The organism is Chelatococcus sp. YT9 (assembly GCF_018398315.1).
Taxonomy (GTDB): Bacteria; Pseudomonadota; Alphaproteobacteria; order Rhizobiales; family Beijerinckiaceae; genus Chelatococcus.
In genome coordinates this window covers 3,756,655-3,772,171 of record NZ_JAHBRW010000001.1, presented here as the reverse complement: position 1 = coordinate 3,772,171, position 15,517 = coordinate 3,756,655, and the positions used below count along the sequence as shown (strand labels likewise).

At 63.2% G+C, this 15,517-nt stretch carries 15 protein-coding genes; 5 read left to right on the top strand and 10 right to left on the bottom strand.

Features of this window, described 5'->3' with window-relative positions; genetic code table 11:
* Positions 1–360: 360 nt before the first annotated feature.
* The gene (locus KIO76_RS17400; protein WP_213324419.1) at positions 361–1,596 is read right to left on the bottom strand and encodes a benzoate/H(+) symporter BenE family transporter; all 1,236 of its coding nucleotides are present in this window, start codon (positions 1,594–1,596) and stop codon (positions 361–363) included.
* A 96-nt stretch (positions 1,597–1,692) separates the two neighbouring features.
* On the opposite strand from KIO76_RS17400, the gene KIO76_RS17395 reads away from it, so the two are divergent.
* Positions 1,693–2,400, top strand: a complete 708-nt coding sequence (locus KIO76_RS17395; protein WP_213324418.1) for a GntR family transcriptional regulator — start codon at positions 1,693–1,695, stop codon at positions 2,398–2,400.
* A 121-nt stretch (positions 2,401–2,521) separates the two neighbouring features.
* Here the strand turns inward: KIO76_RS17395 and KIO76_RS31625 are convergent, their stop codons facing one another.
* Both KIO76_RS31625 and rtcR read right to left on the bottom strand, forming a co-directional pair.
* On the bottom strand, positions 2,522–2,992 hold the full coding sequence (locus tag KIO76_RS31625; protein ID WP_213324417.1) for a GNAT family N-acetyltransferase: 471 nt from the start codon (positions 2,990–2,992) through the stop codon (positions 2,522–2,524).
* A gap of 149 nt (positions 2,993–3,141) precedes the next feature.
* Entirely contained in the window at positions 3,142–4,749 is a 1,608-nt protein-coding gene (gene rtcR, locus KIO76_RS17385) for an RNA repair transcriptional activator RtcR (protein WP_213324416.1), read from the bottom strand.
* Positions 4,750–4,956: 207 nt separating this feature from the next.
* On the opposite strand from rtcR, the gene KIO76_RS17380 reads away from it, so the two are divergent.
* Both KIO76_RS17380 and KIO76_RS17375 read left to right on the top strand, forming a co-directional pair.
* The gene (locus tag KIO76_RS17380; RefSeq protein WP_213324415.1) at positions 4,957–6,516 is read left to right on the top strand and encodes a vWA domain-containing protein; all 1,560 of its coding nucleotides are present in this window, start codon (positions 4,957–4,959) and stop codon (positions 6,514–6,516) included.
* Positions 6,517–7,411: 895 nt separating this feature from the next.
* The gene (locus KIO76_RS17375) at positions 7,412–8,809 is read left to right on the top strand and encodes an RtcB family protein (protein WP_213324414.1); all 1,398 of its coding nucleotides are present in this window, start codon (positions 7,412–7,414) and stop codon (positions 8,807–8,809) included.
* A 92-nt stretch (positions 8,810–8,901) separates the two neighbouring features.
* On the opposite strand, the gene KIO76_RS17370 is transcribed toward KIO76_RS17375, so the two are convergent.
* Entirely contained in the window at positions 8,902–9,756 is an 855-nt protein-coding gene (locus tag KIO76_RS17370; protein WP_213324413.1) for a DUF2182 domain-containing protein, read from the bottom strand.
* Entirely contained in the window at positions 9,744–10,550 is an 807-nt protein-coding gene (locus KIO76_RS17365) for a DUF899 domain-containing protein (protein WP_213324412.1), read from the bottom strand. Before KIO76_RS17365 ends, KIO76_RS17370 begins: the two co-directional genes overlap by 13 nt.
* 117 nt (positions 10,551–10,667) lie before the next feature.
* Here KIO76_RS17365 and KIO76_RS17360 point away from each other — a divergent pair, with 117 nt between their 5' ends.
* Both KIO76_RS17360 and KIO76_RS17355 read left to right on the top strand, forming a co-directional pair.
* A complete protein-coding gene (locus KIO76_RS17360) occupies positions 10,668–11,888 on the top strand; it encodes a helix-turn-helix domain-containing protein (protein ID WP_213324411.1) in 1,221 nt (406 codons plus the stop codon).
* A gap of 9 nt (positions 11,889–11,897) precedes the next feature.
* Positions 11,898–12,563, top strand: coding sequence for a Vgb family protein (locus KIO76_RS17355; RefSeq protein ID WP_213324410.1), 666 nt, complete (start codon positions 11,898–11,900; stop codon positions 12,561–12,563).
* A 64-nt stretch (positions 12,564–12,627) separates the two neighbouring features.
* Here KIO76_RS17355 and KIO76_RS17350 read toward each other — a convergent pair whose 3' ends face one another.
* The 5 genes from KIO76_RS17350 to KIO76_RS17330 form a co-directional block, all read right to left on the bottom strand.
* Complete coding sequence (locus KIO76_RS17350; RefSeq protein WP_213324409.1) at positions 12,628–13,086, bottom strand: NUDIX hydrolase; 459 nt, start codon at positions 13,084–13,086, stop codon at positions 12,628–12,630.
* Positions 13,087–13,165: 79 nt separating this feature from the next.
* Entirely contained in the window at positions 13,166–13,789 is a 624-nt protein-coding gene (locus KIO76_RS17345) for an ATP-dependent Clp protease proteolytic subunit (protein ID WP_213324408.1), read from the bottom strand.
* Between the two features lie 41 nt (positions 13,790–13,830).
* Positions 13,831–14,190, bottom strand: coding sequence for an SRPBCC family protein (locus KIO76_RS17340; RefSeq protein ID WP_213324407.1), 360 nt, complete (start codon positions 14,188–14,190; stop codon positions 13,831–13,833).
* Positions 14,187–14,501: an ArsR/SmtB family transcription factor gene (locus KIO76_RS17335; RefSeq protein WP_213325319.1), complete on the bottom strand. Its 315-nt coding sequence runs from the start codon at positions 14,499–14,501 to the stop codon at positions 14,187–14,189. Before KIO76_RS17335 ends, KIO76_RS17340 begins: the two co-directional genes overlap by 4 nt.
* 350 nt (positions 14,502–14,851) lie before the next feature.
* Positions 14,852–15,460 (bottom strand): superoxide dismutase, encoded by a 609-nt coding sequence (locus tag KIO76_RS17330; protein WP_213324406.1) that lies wholly within the window; start codon positions 15,458–15,460, stop codon positions 14,852–14,854.
* Positions 15,461–15,517: the final 57 nt, after the last annotated feature.

The following is a 15,517-nucleotide window of genomic DNA, read 5'->3' as shown; positions in this document are numbered from 1 at the left end:
ATGACGGGGCCCCAGGGCCCCGTTGCCGTTTCAATGAGGCCTCCGTGAAAATGACGCCCCGGCCGCGCGGTCCGCCTGGCGAATCGCTCAAGGCACGATCTCGAACGACGTTCGCACGACCGCCGGGGGCGGCGATCACATAGACGGGGCGAACGTGAGACCGGACACCAGCTGCAGCCGGGGCGGCGGGCCCTCCCTCCCGCGCCGTGCATCATGCCGACATCCCGAGCTGCATCAACTTAAGCTTTTGAAATACGGCTGTAATCTAACAGAAAGGGGAAAGATCGAATCTTCCTCGCGGAAAGCACAGTGTCGCTCTACGTCCGGGTCGACGCCAGCGTTCCAATTGGCGCGACGGCGCTAAGCCGCCGGACTCTGCCGACGCTCGAGCATCACCATCAATCCGCCGGCGACGAGCCCCCAGAAGGCGGCACCGATACCGAAGACGCTGATCCCTGAAGCCGTCGTGACGAACGTCAGAAGCGCCGCCAGGCGACCTGCTTCGCGTGCGAGAGCCCCAGCCAGCGCCCCCGCGAGACTGGTCAGCAGGGCAAGGCCGGCCACCGCCTGGATCAGGAGGGGCGGCGAAGCGGCTATGAATGTCGCCGCAAAGCCGACGCCGAGCCCAAGGGCGATATACACCAGCCCCGCGGCGACACTGGCGATATAGCGCCGTGCCGGATTCCCTCCTGCTTCAGGCCCGGCGCATAGCGCAGCCGTAATGGCGGAAAGATTGAGGCCGTGGCCGCCGAAAAAGGCAACCGCCCAGCTTGCGATGCCCGTCGCGATGAACACTGGTCGAACCTGCACATCATAGCCGTTGCTGCGCAAGACAGCGAGACCGGGAACGTTCTGCGAGGCCATGGTGACGATGAACAAGGGGATGGCGAGCCCTATCACCGGCACAAGCTCCCAGACCGGCATGACGAATACGGGCTGCGGCCATAGATGCGCCCAGGCCTCCGCCGGTATGGGGGTTGCGAGCGCCACGATGAGGCCTGTCATCGCAACGGCGATGGGCACAGCGAAGCGACGCGCGAAAGTCCAACCAAATGCCCATGCGACGACAATGGGCAGCGCGAGCAGTGGGGCGGCAGCGATGGCACGGAAGGGCGCCAAGCAAAGCTCAAGCAAAACCCCGGCGAGCATGGCATTCGCAAGCGGCAACGGAATGGCGGACACAGCCCGGCCGAGCGGGCGCCAGATCCCTGCGACCACGATGAGCAGGCCGGTCACGAGGAAGGCTGCGACGGCGACGCCAAAACCGCCCTGTGGCACGCCCGCCCCCATAAGCAGGGCGGCGCCCGGCGTCGACCAGGCAATACTGATGGGTTGGCGGTTCATCAGGCTGAGCGCGACCGCCAGAATTCCCTGCCCGACGCAGAGCACAAGCAGCCCTGACGCCGCCTGCGCCGGCGTGGCGCCGACGCCGGCCAGCCCCTGCAGAACGATGGTGAAGGCGCTGGCGAAACCAACAACCGCCGCAAGCGTGCCTGCGGCAATCGGCTGGATCAGTCCGTCTTCCAAAGACGGTGCCGCTGGTGTGACGACGCTGCCCTGTGCCTCTTGCGAGGAATGTTTCGCCTGATCATGCATGGAATGAGTCCACTGGAACGGCTGCCGGCCGCAGTCACCGATGACAACGCTCCCGAGGTATGCCACAATTGGATCCAATGAACAATTGGATATTGGATGTCAGATCTCCAGCCTATAGCAGACCTCATTGCGGCGAGCGGCACGCGCCATCGCACCGCGACGGCCTTTGTCGAAGCGACCTTGCGCGATGCCATCCTGTCCGGACGTCTGCCGGGCGGCACGCCGCTGCGACAGGAGGATCTTGCGGCAACTTTCGGCGTAAGCCGCATGCCGGTGCGCGAGGCCTTGCGGCAACTGGAAGCGCAGGCGCTCCTCGACTTCGTGCCCCACAAGGGCGCCGTGGTGACGGAGATCTCGGCGGCCGACGCGGCGGACACTTACGCGATCCGGATGGCCCTTGAACCGGCGGCACTCACGCTGTCCATTCCCCATCTGCGCGATGAGGATTTCACTCTCGCGGAGGATCTGATTGTCGACATGGACACAGTCAACGAGCCGGGGCGGATGGGCGAGCTCAACCGCCGCTTCCACATGACGCTCTATGGTGCCGCGGGCCATCCCAAGCTGATAGCGCTCACCGAAAGCCAGCTTGCCTCCTTCGATCGCTATCTGCGCTTTCACCTGGCGGCCAAGGGGCGTGCCCACATGTCCCAGGACGACCACCGCGCCATGGTGGCGGCCGCGCGGCGACGGGATGTCGCGACAGCGGTCGAGGTCCTGCGCGCACATTTGACGACCGCCGCCCGCACGATCGCCGCGTTTTTCGCGCAGCGCGGCGATCAATCTCGCGGAAAGCCCGGTTAGGGCCGATCGTGGCTAGTCTCAGGTAAGTCGTCTGCGCAGAAACCCGGCGCAATGTAAAATCATGGCCACGACGCACCAACCCTAATAGTGCCGTCTACCGGTCCGGTAGTATCGCGCGGTCCTAACGCGAGAGCGACAGGATAATGAGGCCCTTCACATCGTGTTCGATCTGTCGCCAGCCCAGGCCGATATAGAAGGGCGCGTTGTCAGGCGTGGCGCAGAGGTACGCTTCCGCCTTTCCAGCTTCGAAGGCCATGGTCGCCGCCGCTTTCACCAGCATGGCCCCAATCCCTTTGCGGCGATGCTCGGGCTCTACCCAAAGGGCCGCGACCCAAGGGCTGTAAGCGGGTCGCTCATCCATGTCGCTGTCGATCAAGGACACGGTTCCCAGAAACTGAGCTTCGCTGCTCGCAACTAGTGCAGATGGAATCGTCTCCGGTCCTAGGCTGAGGCCAACGCGCTGGTCAATCTGTTCAAAGCTGAAACCCTCGTCACGCCACCAAGCTTTCCAGATCCGGTCCGACACGACCTCGCGGAAAGAAGGATCCTGGTGGAGGGTGGTGATATGAAACGCATCAATTTCAGACGTCACAACGGCCCTCGCTCTCTCGGCCCGGCCGACCGCCGCGGCACGTGGCACCCAAGCCTATTAGACATCAGGCGCTAAGGCGCAAGGCTGTCGCGGCATGCACGGCAGCGGCCTCGCTTTGACGCTCACGGCGAAGCGCTTTTCACGCCGCCTCAGTGCGGCCGGCTGGCATCCTCGAATGTGAGATTGTATTTCAGCAGGTATTTTCTCAGCCTGTCCGCATCATTGCCGGTGGATTTCTGCAGTCGCGATACGGCGAACAGCTGCCGCCCGGCCGCGCTGATCGAGGCGCTGCCGCGACAGGCCTTGATGACGGTTGCGAGCTGTGCCCGGTCGAAGAGATCTAGCTCAGCCGCCCGCTCCTGCCCGAGTATGCTGACGAGCAACTCCTCTGATCCATCACCGTCAGTCGCCGATGACCACTGCCGCCTGAGGCGATCAATTTCCTGGTGTACCGTATCCTCGTTGATCCGTGCCTGTGGCGCGAGCGTCGCCATGCGGGTCACCGATGCAGAGAGATCGCGAAAGTTGGCGCGCCAGGCGGCTTCCGGCTTCATGGCGAAGGCAAGATAGAGCGCGCGCGCTTCCTTGTTGAAGGTGGCGTTCAGTCCTTCCCGCTCGCTGAAGCGCTTCAGCTCGAAATCGAGATTGGGTTCAATATCTTCGCGACGATCCTTGAGCGCCGGCAGTTCAAACGTCCACAGATTAAGCCGCGCGAACAGATCCTCGCGAAAGCGCCCTTCCCTGACGCTGACGGCAAGATCCCGGTTCGTGCCTGCCAGCAGCTGGAAATCGGAGGTGGTATCGCTGTCGGCACCGACCGGCAGGAACCGTTTCTCCTCAATCGCGCGCAGGCACATGGCTTGCTCATCGAGGCCCAGTTCGCCGATCTCGTCGAGGAACAGCATGCCCTTGTCGGCTGCCTTCATCAGCCCCGCGCGCGACGCTTGCGCGCCCGTGAAAGCGCCCTTGACGTGTCCGAAGAGGGTCGACATCGCGTGATCGCCCCGTAGCGTGGCGCAATTGATCTCGACGAAAGCACCTGAAACCTGCCTCTGCGCCTGCTTCAGTTCATAGATGCGCTTGGCCAGTTGTGACTTGCCCGCCCCGGTCGGCCCGGTCAGAAGCACCGGCGCGCGCGAGCGGATCGCAACTTTCTCGATCTGCTCGATCATCTCGTTAAACGTGGCATTGCGGGTTGCGATGCCGGACTTGAGGAAGGACGTCGCCTCCGCGCGCTCCGCCGCGAAGCGCGTGGCAATCGCGTCGTAGCGCGACAGGTCGAGATCGATGATCGAATGCGTCCCGGAATAATCGCCGGGATCCTCGGTTTTCCTCGGCGGCGAGAGCTGCACCAACCGTCCGGGGATATAACGCGCCTCCGTCAGAAGGAACCAGCAGATCTGCACGACATGGGTGCCGGTGGTGATGTTGACGAGATAGTCTTCTCGCTCGGGATCGAAGCTGTAGCCGTGCGCGAAATCGCGCATGCTTGTGTAAACCTCGCTGAAATCCCATGGATCACGCAGGGTGATCTCATGCAGCCTCACCTCTGTAGCGGGCGAAATCTGCTCGATGTCTCGGGTGATCTGTGTTGCGAGCGGCAGGTGCTTGGCGCCGTGGATGAGCTCCAGCCTGTCGATAAACAGGTTGGGCTGCTGGCAGAGCGCAACCGTCGGCCGCCAGCGTTTCCACCGGTCCTTGCGCCCGCCGCTGTCGAGTGTGGTTCCCAGGACGCTGATGGCAATGCGGCGGCGCATTCGCTTATCCAAATTTCTAAAATGCTAGATAGCAATATCATCAGAGAAACGCGCCAGCAACCGCGCTCCGCCTTGCGCACGTGCGCTCAAAAAATGAAATATAACAATTTCAAGCATTTACTAAAAAAATGGTCATTTTTCCCGCCATCACCGCCGGACTGGCACGCTGCTTGAACTAGACGGGGCGTGAACAGAAGGAACGGACCCATGGCAAACAAATCCGTGTTTGCGACGATCGCAGGAAAGCTGCTGCCGAAGACCGACAGCGTCAACCATGAAGGCGCGCTGGCCTATGCGCTCACGCCCCATCAGGCACTCGCGCAGCTGGCGGCGACGGGGACGTTCAACGCGACCTTCTACGCCGAGCCGCGCGAGCAGCTCGACGAGGTGCTGAAGCTCGTCTGGCAAGTTGAGCCGGAATTCGTCGCCAAGGCGGCGATCCATGCCTACGAGCGCGGCCTGATGAAGGACATGCCGGCGCTGCTTCTGGCGGCGTTGTCGATGATGCCGGGGCCGGAGTTCTCGCGGGCCTTCCCGCGCATCGTCCGGAACGGCAAGATGCTGCGCAACTTCGTGCAGCTCATGCGCTCCGGCGTCACGGGCCGCAAGTCGCTCGGCAGCCGGCCGAAGCGCCTCGTGCAGGGATGGCTGGAGCAGGCCGACGACATCGAGATCATGCGCGCCGCTGTCGGCAACGATCCGTCGCTGGCCGACATCATCAAGATGGTTCACCCGAAGCCGGCATCGGCCTCGCGTGAGGCGCTCTACGGCTATCTCATCGGCAAGCCCTATGACGTGCTGGCCCTGCCGGAGGTGGTGAAGGCCTTCGAGGCATTCAAGCGCGATCCCTCCCTGCCGGTGCCACCGGTGCCGTTCCAGATGCTCACCGCGATGCCGCTGTCGAAGGCGCATTGGGTGGAGATCGCTGACAAAGCCGGCTGGCAGATGCTGCGCCAGAACCTCAACACCTTCGCCCGCCACGGCGTGTTCGAGGTGGAGGGATTCACGGAGCGGCTGGCCGGACGGCTCGCCGACGCGGCCGAGATCCGGCGCGCCCGGGTCTTCCCGTATCAGCTCATGGTGGCCTTCACCATGGCGGACAGCAGCGTGCCGACCGCGGTCAAGAACGCGTTGCAGGATGCGATGGAGATCGCGCTCGCCAACGTGCCGGAGATCGAGGGCAACGTAGTGGTCTGCCCTGATGTGTCGGGCTCGATGTGCTCGCCCGTGACCGGCTATCGCCGGGGCGCCACCACGACGGTGCGCTGCGTCGATGTCGCGGCACTCGTTGCCGCGGCGCTCCTGCGGGCCAACAGGACCGCGCGCGTGCTGCCGTTCGAGCATGATGTGGTCGGCGTCGACCTCAACCCGCGCGACACGGTCATGACCAACGCGGCGAAGCTGGCGGCGATCGGCGGTGGCGGAACGAACTGCTCCGCGCCGCTGCAAAAGCTAGCTGCAGAGAAGGCGAAGGTCGATCTGGTGGTGTTCGTGTCGGATAACGAATCGTGGGTGGATGGGGTGCCCCATCGCCACCACGGCACGGCGACAATGCAGGCGTGGAACAGGATCAAGGTCCTCAATCCGGCTGCGAAACTCGTCTGCATCGATATCCAGCCGAGCACGACGACCCAGGCCAAGGGCCAAGCGGACATCCTGAATGTCGGCGGCTTCTCGGACCAGGTGTTCACACTCATCGCCGCCATGGCGAAGAGCGGACGAGACCGGGATCACTGGGTGAAGGCGATCGACGCCATAGAACTCTAACGGCAGCTCCGGCGGTCCGCCGCCGGGGCACAACAGGAACTAACGGCCTGGCATGACGAATGCCGATGGAACTACAGGCTGTCCCCTCCAGGTCGCGGGTTCGAATCCCGCCGGGTCCACCAACTGCGGGCTCGTAGCTCAGTGGTCAGAGCGGGTTCCCGCTTACGGTGGGAGAGGTTTCATCATCCCTTGTCGTCATGCCTTCTTCATGAACAACGACGATCCGAGGCAACAGCCATGACGAATGCAGGCGAAACTACATCAAGTCGCGGGTTCGATCCCCGTCGGGCCTCCTCTTTGGCCCGTAGCTCAGTGGTAGAGCAGAAGCGTTTCGCCGACCGTTGTCGTCATGACCTTAACCGGACCGCTTCTGGACAGTAATCAATGGAATAAAGACCTTCAAAGAACGGCGAATGCCGGATGGAACTACAGCAGCATAGACGGAATGCTCCGTGGGGTTCGACTCCTCACCTTGCAGGCGCTCTCTGGCATGAGCGGGACATTCCTGGTTTCATCCATCCTTGTCGCCGTGCTTCGAAGACCACTCCGCCGGCGAATGCCTGCAGGACTACAGGTCAGAGCGTCCGCCTCGCTCGAGGCGGAAGGTCGGGTGTTCAAGTCACCCCTCCCGGTCCTTCGGGATCGGATGTAGCTCAGGGAAGAGGTCCTGCGTCACGCTTGTCGCCAGCGGCCGATCAGGACGAATGCGAGCGCCACTCCATTGGAAGACGCGATCCGGGATAACCGGATGCCGTGAGGCGTGAAGGTTCGATCCCTTCCCAAGTCCGGGACTGCCGGAGGCCCGGATGCGGTGGCGGAAAAAGACGTTGCGCTCACGACTTGTCGTCCTGAACGCCGAAGACGGCCGCCACGGGTGGCCAGAAAGAACAATGAGATGACTGAGATTTTAAGTGGACAGGACCTGATCGATGCCGGGATGCGGCAAGGCAAGTGGTTTGGCAAGGCGCTCGCCGCGGGCAACGCCGTGCTGGAAAGCGGCGGTTCATTTGCAGCCGCAGTGGAGGCCGCGCGCCAGTTCGAGCCGCCGCCCGCGACCCCTTTGCGCCCCACCGGCGCCGTGCCGTTCCACATCAACATCGATGCCGAGAACGAGGTCGAGCAGGCCAATGTCGATGCGGTGACGCGAAGCATGACGGAACTGATGCGCACTCCGGTCGTGCGGGCCGGCGCCGTGATGCCGGATGCGTGCCCGGCAGGCCCGATGGGTACGATCCCGGTCGGCGGCATCGCGGTGTCGGAAGCCATCCATCCCGGCATGCACTCGGCTGATATCTGCTGTTCCATGGCAATCTCGGTCTATCCCGGCGTCGCGCCGCAGGCTCTCCTCGACACCGTGCATGCGGTGACGCATTTCGGGCCGGGCGGGCGGCCGCGGGGCCAGCAGTTCCGGCCGGAGCCGGCGCTGATGGAGCGCTTCACCACGAACGCGCTGCTCGCCGACATCACCAGCGCGGCGATCGAGCATTTCGGCACGCAGGGCGACGGCAACCATTTTGCCTTCGTCGGAACCATCAAGTCGACGGGCGAGACGGCTCTGGTGACGCATCACGGCTCGCGTTCGCCGGGCGCTCGCCTCTATGGCAAGGGCATGATGATCGCCAATGCCGTACGCATGATGACGTCGCCGGAAACCCATCGCGACAACGCCTGGATTCCAGCCGATACCGAGGAGGGCGACCGCTACTGGGAGGCTCTGCAGACCATCCGGGCCTGGACGAAAGCGAACCATATGCTGATCCACGACGCGGCCGCCGAACGGCTGTCGGCGAAGGTCTCGGACCGCTTCTGGAACGAGCACAACTTCGTCTTCCGGCGCTCGGACGGGCTGTTCTACCACGGCAAGGGCGCGACGCCGGCCTTCGCCGGCTGGGCCGAAGACGCCACGGACCTGACGCTCATTCCGCTCAACATGGCGGAGCCTGTACTGATCGTGCGTGGCAAGGATGCGCCGAACGGCCTTGGATTTTCGCCTCATGGCGCGGGTCGCAACTTCTCGCGTAGCCAGCACAAGCGCCTTCAGGCGGGACGGACGGACGCGGAGATCTTCGCCGCGGAGACCCAGGGTATCGACGCGCGCTTCTTCTCGGGTGTGACGGATATCTCGGAGCTACCGAGCGCCTACAAGAACGCTGCGTCGGTGCGCCGGCAGATCGAGCACTATGGCCTCGCCGAGATCGTCGACGAGGTGATCCCCTACGGCTGCATCATGGCCGGCGACTGGGCGGCAAACGCGCCCTGGCGCAAGAAGAAGCAGGCCCGCGCTCCAGCCTGACCACAAAAACCCCACTCTTGGGGGCTCACGCTCCTAAAAAAGCTCCACCCGCGGACGCGGTTCGCGGGTGGAACTTGTGCGCTGAGGGCTCTTCAGGTGAGGCCAGCGGCTTGCGCGATCAAGAGGCCGCCTGCCCCGGCGGTGACGGTTCCTATGGCCTCAGGAACGCGGAGACTTCTGGGGGCGAGACGCTCAGCGGTGATCGCCGCTGTCACGAGAAGCATAGCGCGAAGGTCCATCACGCCGAGGACCAGAAGGACAGCGACAAGAGCGGAGCAGCTGAGGCAGCAGATGAGACCGAGCCGGAGCCCATAAGCAGAGGCCGCGAACCCGTTCGCCCATTGCCCGCCTCCTTCCGGCGCACTCCGGCAGCATGCCAGGAGGCGCGCCTTTGACGGCGTGCACTGGAACACGCCGGCGAGCAGGAGCCAGGCTCCCATGAGCATCGGCGTGGTTTGGGCGAGGTCCGGTCGCCTCATCGCGAGTGTCGCCAGCTGGGAGCCGATCACAAAGACGAGCATCCCCAACAGCGCCCAGACAAGGAAATAGGCGGCGCCGACGAGCAAGGTCAGGAGACCCGGCTGCCCCGCACGGGACAGGCTGCTCCCCCGGTGGTAGCGCCATAGGATCGGCATCAGGGACGGGAGCATCATGGCGACCATCATCACGGTCCACATACCGAGAAAGCTCAGGGCCGCGTCGGACCAGGTCTGACCGCACATCGGCAGCCATGCCAGAGACATTGACCAGTCGCCGGGCATCGGCATCCCGTCCATCGTCTCCATGGAGGCACATCCAAGGATTGTGGCAGCTGTGCTGGCCACGAAGACCAGCGCTGCGACGCTTGAAACAACGCGCTGACGGCCGTGCCCGCACGCCATCGCGTCGTCGCGTGCCCGGTCCGCAGTGAGGCCGAAGGCGCGCTCCGCCGGGCTCAGGCACAGCACGATGCACCCAAGCTGCTTGCGGGCTCTCCGTACTCATCATGGCGGCGGAACCAGATGCCCGTTTCGTTTCGCCCCTTGGGAGCGCGATCGAGCCATTGATACATCCCCCACAGGCCATCCACCCCGCGCGCGTAGGTGGAGTAGCTGTGATAGACGACGCCGTCCTCCCGCACAAAGGCACTCATGCCAGGCCTTTCGCGCTGGTAGGTGGCCGTGTCGGTCCCGCAGGTGGCCGCCAAATGCGCCTCAGCATCCGCGCCGCCGCCCTCCTGTCCCGGACGCCATGCGAATGCCTTCTCGGGCCGGTAGTTATATGAAATACCACCCCCGCGTTGCTCCTCTTCCGAGAACCAAACGCCAAAATCGGCATTGAAATCACTCGCCAACGAGGATGCCCAGGGGAACGTCCAGCCCATGCGTTGCTGGTAAGCCTGCAACTTCGCGAGGGGCGCCCGGGACACGGCCCACAGCATGACGTCATGATTGGCGAGATGCGGCACGAAACCATTGAAGCCGTCCGCGATCGCCGAGCAGGACGGACATCCCGCCGTATAATCCGCTCCAAACATGAAGTGATAGACGAGCAGCTGCGAGCGTCCCCGGAAGAGGTCCGCGAGAGATGCTTCGCCTTCGCGCGTCTCGAAACGATACTCCTTGTCGACGCGCACCCACGGCAAACGCTGACGCTGCTGCGCGAGGGCATCGCTGAGCCGCGTGACCTCCTTTTCCGCCGCCAGCAGATCAAGCCGCGCCGCCTGCCATTCCTCTCGTGTTCCGGTCAAATGTTTCGTCATGATGTCACTCCCTCGATCATTTCTTCGGCGCATGATGTGACGGCCGATCGCTGATCATGAGATAAGGGTAGGGGCCAGAGATCTCGGGGTGGGAGTGACAAGTGTGGCGGGATTTGAATGGATTCGCTGATCACGGCCGCTGCGCGCGCCCTCGCCGCCGGTGATCCCTTCTCCGCGCTGAACTATGTCGCGCTTCGCGAAGACGCTCCCGCGCTTGCGCTGCGGGGCATTGCAATGGCCCAGCTCGGCGATCTTGCCCGCGCGCGGCTCCTCCTGCGCAACGCCACGCGCGCGTTTGGGCCGAAGGAGGACGTGGCCCGCGCGCGTTGCGTCGTCGCCGAGGCGGATGTCGCTTTCGCCGCGCGCGATCTCGGCTGGCCGACCAAGGCCCTTGATGCGGCGCGGAAAGTTCTCGAACTGCATGGAGACCGGATCAATGCTGCGCATGCGCAGCATCTCAAAGTCCGGCGCCTTCTTCTCATCGGGCGCCTCGAGGAGGCGGAGCAGGCACTGGGTGGGCTTGATCCGGCACCGCTGCCCCCGCCTCTGCGCACCATTCACGAGATGATACTCGCCGGGATCGCTATGCGACGATTGAGGATCGGTGAGGCGCGCGCCGCTCTGGCGCGTGGGAGAGTGGCCGCGGAGCATGCCGGTATTTCCGCGCTGATCGCGGAGGTCGCCGCCGCATCCCTCACGCTGGAGGCGCCAGCCGCCCGCCTGATCACGGATGGGCAGGATCAACAGCTCATTCTGGATGACGTCGAGCGGCTGCTGGCATCGGACGCTCTCATCATCGATGCATGCCGCCATGTCGTACGGTACAAGCAAGCCATCATCTCGCTCGCCACACGCCCGGTTCTGTTCACCCTCGTGCGTTCCCTGGCCGAAGCCTGGCCGCGTGAAGCTTCGCGGGACGGCCTCGTTGCGCGAGCGTTCCGAGCGAAGCGCGCGGACGAATCCCATCGGGCAAGGCTTCGGGTCGAAATCGGACGGCTGCGCAACGTCCTCCGGGATTGGGCAGATGTCGATGCGACGAAGCAGGGTTTCGCGCTGACCCCGCGCCGCGCGGACCAGGTGATCGTTCTGGCACGGCCCGTCGAAGAACGGCATGCGGCTGTTCTGGCGCTCCTCGCCGATGGCGAGGCCTGGTCGAGTTCGGCGCTGGCGCTTGCCCTTCACGCGAGCCAGCGCACCGTGCAGCGCGCGCTCGACGAACTCGCGGCAGCCTCCAAGGTCGAGGCATTCGGACAAGGACGGGCCCGTCGTTGGCTCACCCCGCCCATGCCGGGATTCACGACAACCTTGTTACTCCCGCCCTCGCTGCCAAGCGGCTAGCCTCGAGCCATGAAACAGACAGCTGAAATCCTCCACGAATACGGGCCCTTTCCGGGCATTGACCAGGTGCATGGCGTCACGTTCGACGGTCAGCGCGTCTGGTTTGCATCGGGCGACAAGCTCAATGCCATCGATCCCGCAAGCGGGACGACAACAGGTGCGATCGACATCCCCGCGGATGCCGGCACGGCGTTCGACGGTGAGCATCTCTTTCAGATCGCCGCCGATCGCATTCAGAAGATCGACCCTCGGACCGGGCGCGTGCTTTCCACGATCCCGGCGCCAGGCGGCGGCAGCGACTCAGGCCTCACTTGGGCCGAGGGCACCCTCTGGGTGGGCCAATGTCGAGAGCGCAAGATTCACCAGATTGACCCCGAAACGGGCGCCGTTCTCCGGACCATCGCCTCCAACCGTTTCGTCACCGGGGTGACCTGGGTGGACGGTGAACTCTGGCATGGCACGTGGGAAGGTGATGAGAGCGAATTGCGACGCATCGACCCCAGAACCGGGAACGTTCTCGAGCAAGTGCAGATGCCTCCCGGCGTAGGGGTATCGGGGCTCGAGTCCGATGGCGCCGACCGCTTCTTCTGCGGCGGCGGCCCCAGCGGAAAGGTGAGAGCCGTCCGTCGCCCGAGGCAGGATGCCAAAGCGGACGGGCTGGATGTCTCCAGTTGATCCGTGCACCTTGCTGTCTCTCGCGGCGCCCGCTTGGATGCGCCGCGAGCGGATCACGGCGCAATCAGACGCCTTTTGGTGCAGGCACCGCCTCGATCAGTTCCAGAAGATTATCGGGAAAGATGATCTCTGACGTCGTCCGGATTTCTTCAGCAGACCACCAGTGATGTTCGGCCATCACTTCTCGCTCTATAGCGCTCCAGCCCCAATCCGAGATTGCGGTCCGCGCTATTTGGAGAGCGAAGAATCGTTCCTCCGCCCACACGGTCTCTCCGTCGGTAAGCTGAAGTTCAAGGCTTCGACGGCCAACCTCGGCACCGATCTCATTCCTGATGAGCCCGGTCTCTTCTTCCAGCTCGCGCAGGGCAGCCTCCTCGAAGGTCTCGCCCTCCTCCACCGCTCCGCCAGGTGTCGCCCAATAGCTTCGCCCGGCGAGCGGCCCCGACCTGTGCACAAATTTGAAAAGAAGGACGCATCCTGACTGATCCAGCAGAAGGACGCGCGCGGACGGCCGCTTACGCATGGAGCTTTCCGGTTTCACAACTGCCTCTCACGGCCCGAAGGATGCGGCCGATAACATGGGAGATACGCGGTGGTCGATGTCATATCGAGCCCGATAATACGCCCTCGTCCGCGCGCACATGAAGGACCCGATCGATCAACCCCCATTCCCGGGCCTCCTCCGCCGTCATGAAGTTATCGCGGTCGAGCGCGCGTTCAACCTCTTCGTAGGTCCGGCCGCAATGCTCGGCATAGAGCCGCGTCATCAGATGCTTGATCCGTCGCGTCTCCTCGGCATGAATGAGGATGTCCGAAGCCTGTCCCTGAAAGCCGCCCAACGGCTGATGAACGAGCAAACTTGCATGGGGCAGCGCCGCGCGGTGACCGGGCTCGCCTGCCATCAACAGGAACGATCCCATCGAGCGGGCGGTCCCCATGCACAGGGTGTGCACCGGGGCGCGAACGTGGCGCATGGTGTCGTACATGGCAAGGCCGCTGGTTACGACACCGCCTGGAGAATTGATATAAAGGTTTATCGGCTTCTTCGGGTTTTCTGCTTCCAAGAACAACAGCTGTGCGCAAACAAGCGCGGATACGGAATCGTTGACCTCACCGTTTAGAAAAATGATCCGTTCGCGCAGCAGCCGGGAGAAGATGTCGAAAGAGCGCTCTCCCTTGCTCGACTGTTCTATGACCATGGGCACGAGTTGCATCGCTTCGCGCATCGGCGAATTCCAATCTTGCAGATGATTGAGGATTTGAGCCGTCAGGCCGCTCGCAGGACCGGCATCATGTCGTCGTTCGCAGCAGCCGCATTCGTTGAGCCAGACCTGATATCCGCGAGTACGTGGATGATACGCAAGCTGGTTCCACCCGAAGTATTGGGCGACACGCGGAAAGTCACCACGCTTTCAAGAAATGGCGGAGCGCTTTCACGCATCCTGTAGCTGACCTCTTCTCCAGGCGTCAGCGACGTAGCTTCCGGATCCGCCAACGCTTCTTTGGGGAGCCAGACGTCACGGAGCTCAGGAACGGTGATAGCGCGCCAGACCTTATGGGGCGGTTCATCGATATGGTATTCGAGCTCGACGCCCTTTTTCTGGTCTTCCGTCTTTTCGCCGCTCATTGGTCCATATCCTTCAGCAAGACCTTCAGGGACTCAATACGCGCAGGCCAATACGCGCGATATTTTGCCAACCACTGTGCGATGAGAGTCAAACCTTCAGGATCGACCTCATAGTTCACAAACCGCCCCTGCCGCTCTTCCCGCACCAGTTTCGCACTCCGTAGAATCGCAAGATGCTGGGACATGGCGGGCTGACTAATCTGCAGCCCCGCGCGAAGAGAGGTCGCGTTCATCGCACCTGCCGCGAGCTTCTCGAAGATCGCACGGCGCGTGGGATCTGACAGGGCCCGGAAGATCTCGTTCTCGATCATGCCGATAGATAAGCAACGACTTATATGAATGGCAACTCTTTTTTTTTTAATAAGGGCCGCGATGTCGGGACGGCGGACAGCCATGGCGAGCAGAGATGCGGCCCACGCGCCGCCAGAACGGTCGCCCGATCGATCCCCTCACATCCGGGAGCGCCGATCGCCAAGAGTGCGGTGGTCGCCAGGGGGGTCATGAAGATCCTTGGACAATTCGCGCCCAAAGCAGAAAAGGAGCCACGGCGACCATGGCTCCATTTGATCCGGTTGTGCGAACGGTCTCGGCTATGTTCGGCTGGCGCGACGGCCGTCAGAGCGCCAGCCTCACCGGCGGCCAGCCGGCCGCTCGAAAGCCGTTAAGCCTTGTTCAGCTCAGCTTCCGCGAATTCGTAGTTGGCGAGCTTGTCGAGGAAGTTGGCTGTGTAGTCCGGCCGGCGGTTGCGGAAATCGACGTAGTAGCTGTGCTCCCATACATCGAGGCCAAGGAGTGCCCTCCCCTGACCGGACGCGAGAGGATTGTCCGCGTTCGCGCTTTTCGTGACCTTCAGCTTGCCGTCATCGCCAAGGACAAGCCATGCCCACCCTGAACCGAACTGGGTAGTCGCAGCGGTCTTGAAGGCCTCCTTGAAGGCATCGACGCTCCCAAAGTCGGCGACAAGCTTTTTCTCAAGGCCGCCCGGGATCTTGCCACCCCGCGGCGAAAGCGCCTGCCAGAACAGGATATGGTTCCAGTGCTGGCCGGCGTTGTTGAAGACGGGTGCGAGATCCGCCTTGCCTGCGGTGAAGCGGATGATCTCTTCCAGAGACTTGCCTTTCAGCTCCTCGTTCTTCTCCACAAAGCCATTCAGCGCCGTCACATAGGCCTGATGGTGCTTACCGTGGTGGAGCTCAAGCGTCTCTTGGCTCATGCCGGCGGCAGCGAGGGCAGTTGTAGAATACGGGAGGGCTGGAAGTTCGAAGGCCATCAAAAGCTCCTTTGAGAAGGTGAGGCATCTCTCCGGCGATCTCCACAGGTGGACGTC

What these genes read in the sequence shown, in the direction of transcription:
- KIO76_RS17400 (WP_213324419.1), bottom strand. Translation starts at nt 1,596, where the DNA reads ATGCATGATCAGGCGAAACATTCCTCGCAAGAGGCACAGGGCAGCGTC.
- KIO76_RS17395 (WP_213324418.1), top strand. Translation starts at nt 1,693, where the DNA reads ATGTCAGATCTCCAGCCTATAGCAGACCTCATTGCGGCGAGCGGCACG.
- rtcR (WP_213324416.1), bottom strand. Translation starts at nt 4,749, where the DNA reads ATGCGCCGCCGCATTGCCATCAGCGTCCTGGGAACCACACTCGACAGC.
- KIO76_RS17380 (WP_213324415.1), top strand. Translation starts at nt 4,957, where the DNA reads ATGGCAAACAAATCCGTGTTTGCGACGATCGCAGGAAAGCTGCTGCCG.
- KIO76_RS17375 (WP_213324414.1), top strand. Translation starts at nt 7,412, where the DNA reads ATGACTGAGATTTTAAGTGGACAGGACCTGATCGATGCCGGGATGCGG.
- KIO76_RS17365 (WP_213324412.1), bottom strand. Translation starts at nt 10,550, where the DNA reads ATGACGAAACATTTGACCGGAACACGAGAGGAATGGCAGGCGGCGCGG.
- KIO76_RS17360 (WP_213324411.1), top strand. Translation starts at nt 10,668, where the DNA reads ATGGATTCGCTGATCACGGCCGCTGCGCGCGCCCTCGCCGCCGGTGAT.
- KIO76_RS17355 (WP_213324410.1), top strand. Translation starts at nt 11,898, where the DNA reads ATGAAACAGACAGCTGAAATCCTCCACGAATACGGGCCCTTTCCGGGC.
- KIO76_RS17350 (WP_213324409.1), bottom strand. Translation starts at nt 13,086, where the DNA reads ATGCGTAAGCGGCCGTCCGCGCGCGTCCTTCTGCTGGATCAGTCAGGA.
- KIO76_RS17345 (WP_213324408.1), bottom strand. Translation starts at nt 13,789, where the DNA reads ATGCGCGAAGCGATGCAACTCGTGCCCATGGTCATAGAACAGTCGAGC.
- KIO76_RS17340 (WP_213324407.1), bottom strand. Translation starts at nt 14,190, where the DNA reads ATGAGCGGCGAAAAGACGGAAGACCAGAAAAAGGGCGTCGAGCTCGAA.
- KIO76_RS17335 (WP_213325319.1), bottom strand. Translation starts at nt 14,501, where the DNA reads ATGATCGAGAACGAGATCTTCCGGGCCCTGTCAGATCCCACGCGCCGT.
- KIO76_RS17330 (WP_213324406.1), bottom strand. Translation starts at nt 15,460, where the DNA reads ATGGCCTTCGAACTTCCAGCCCTCCCGTATTCTACAACTGCCCTCGCT.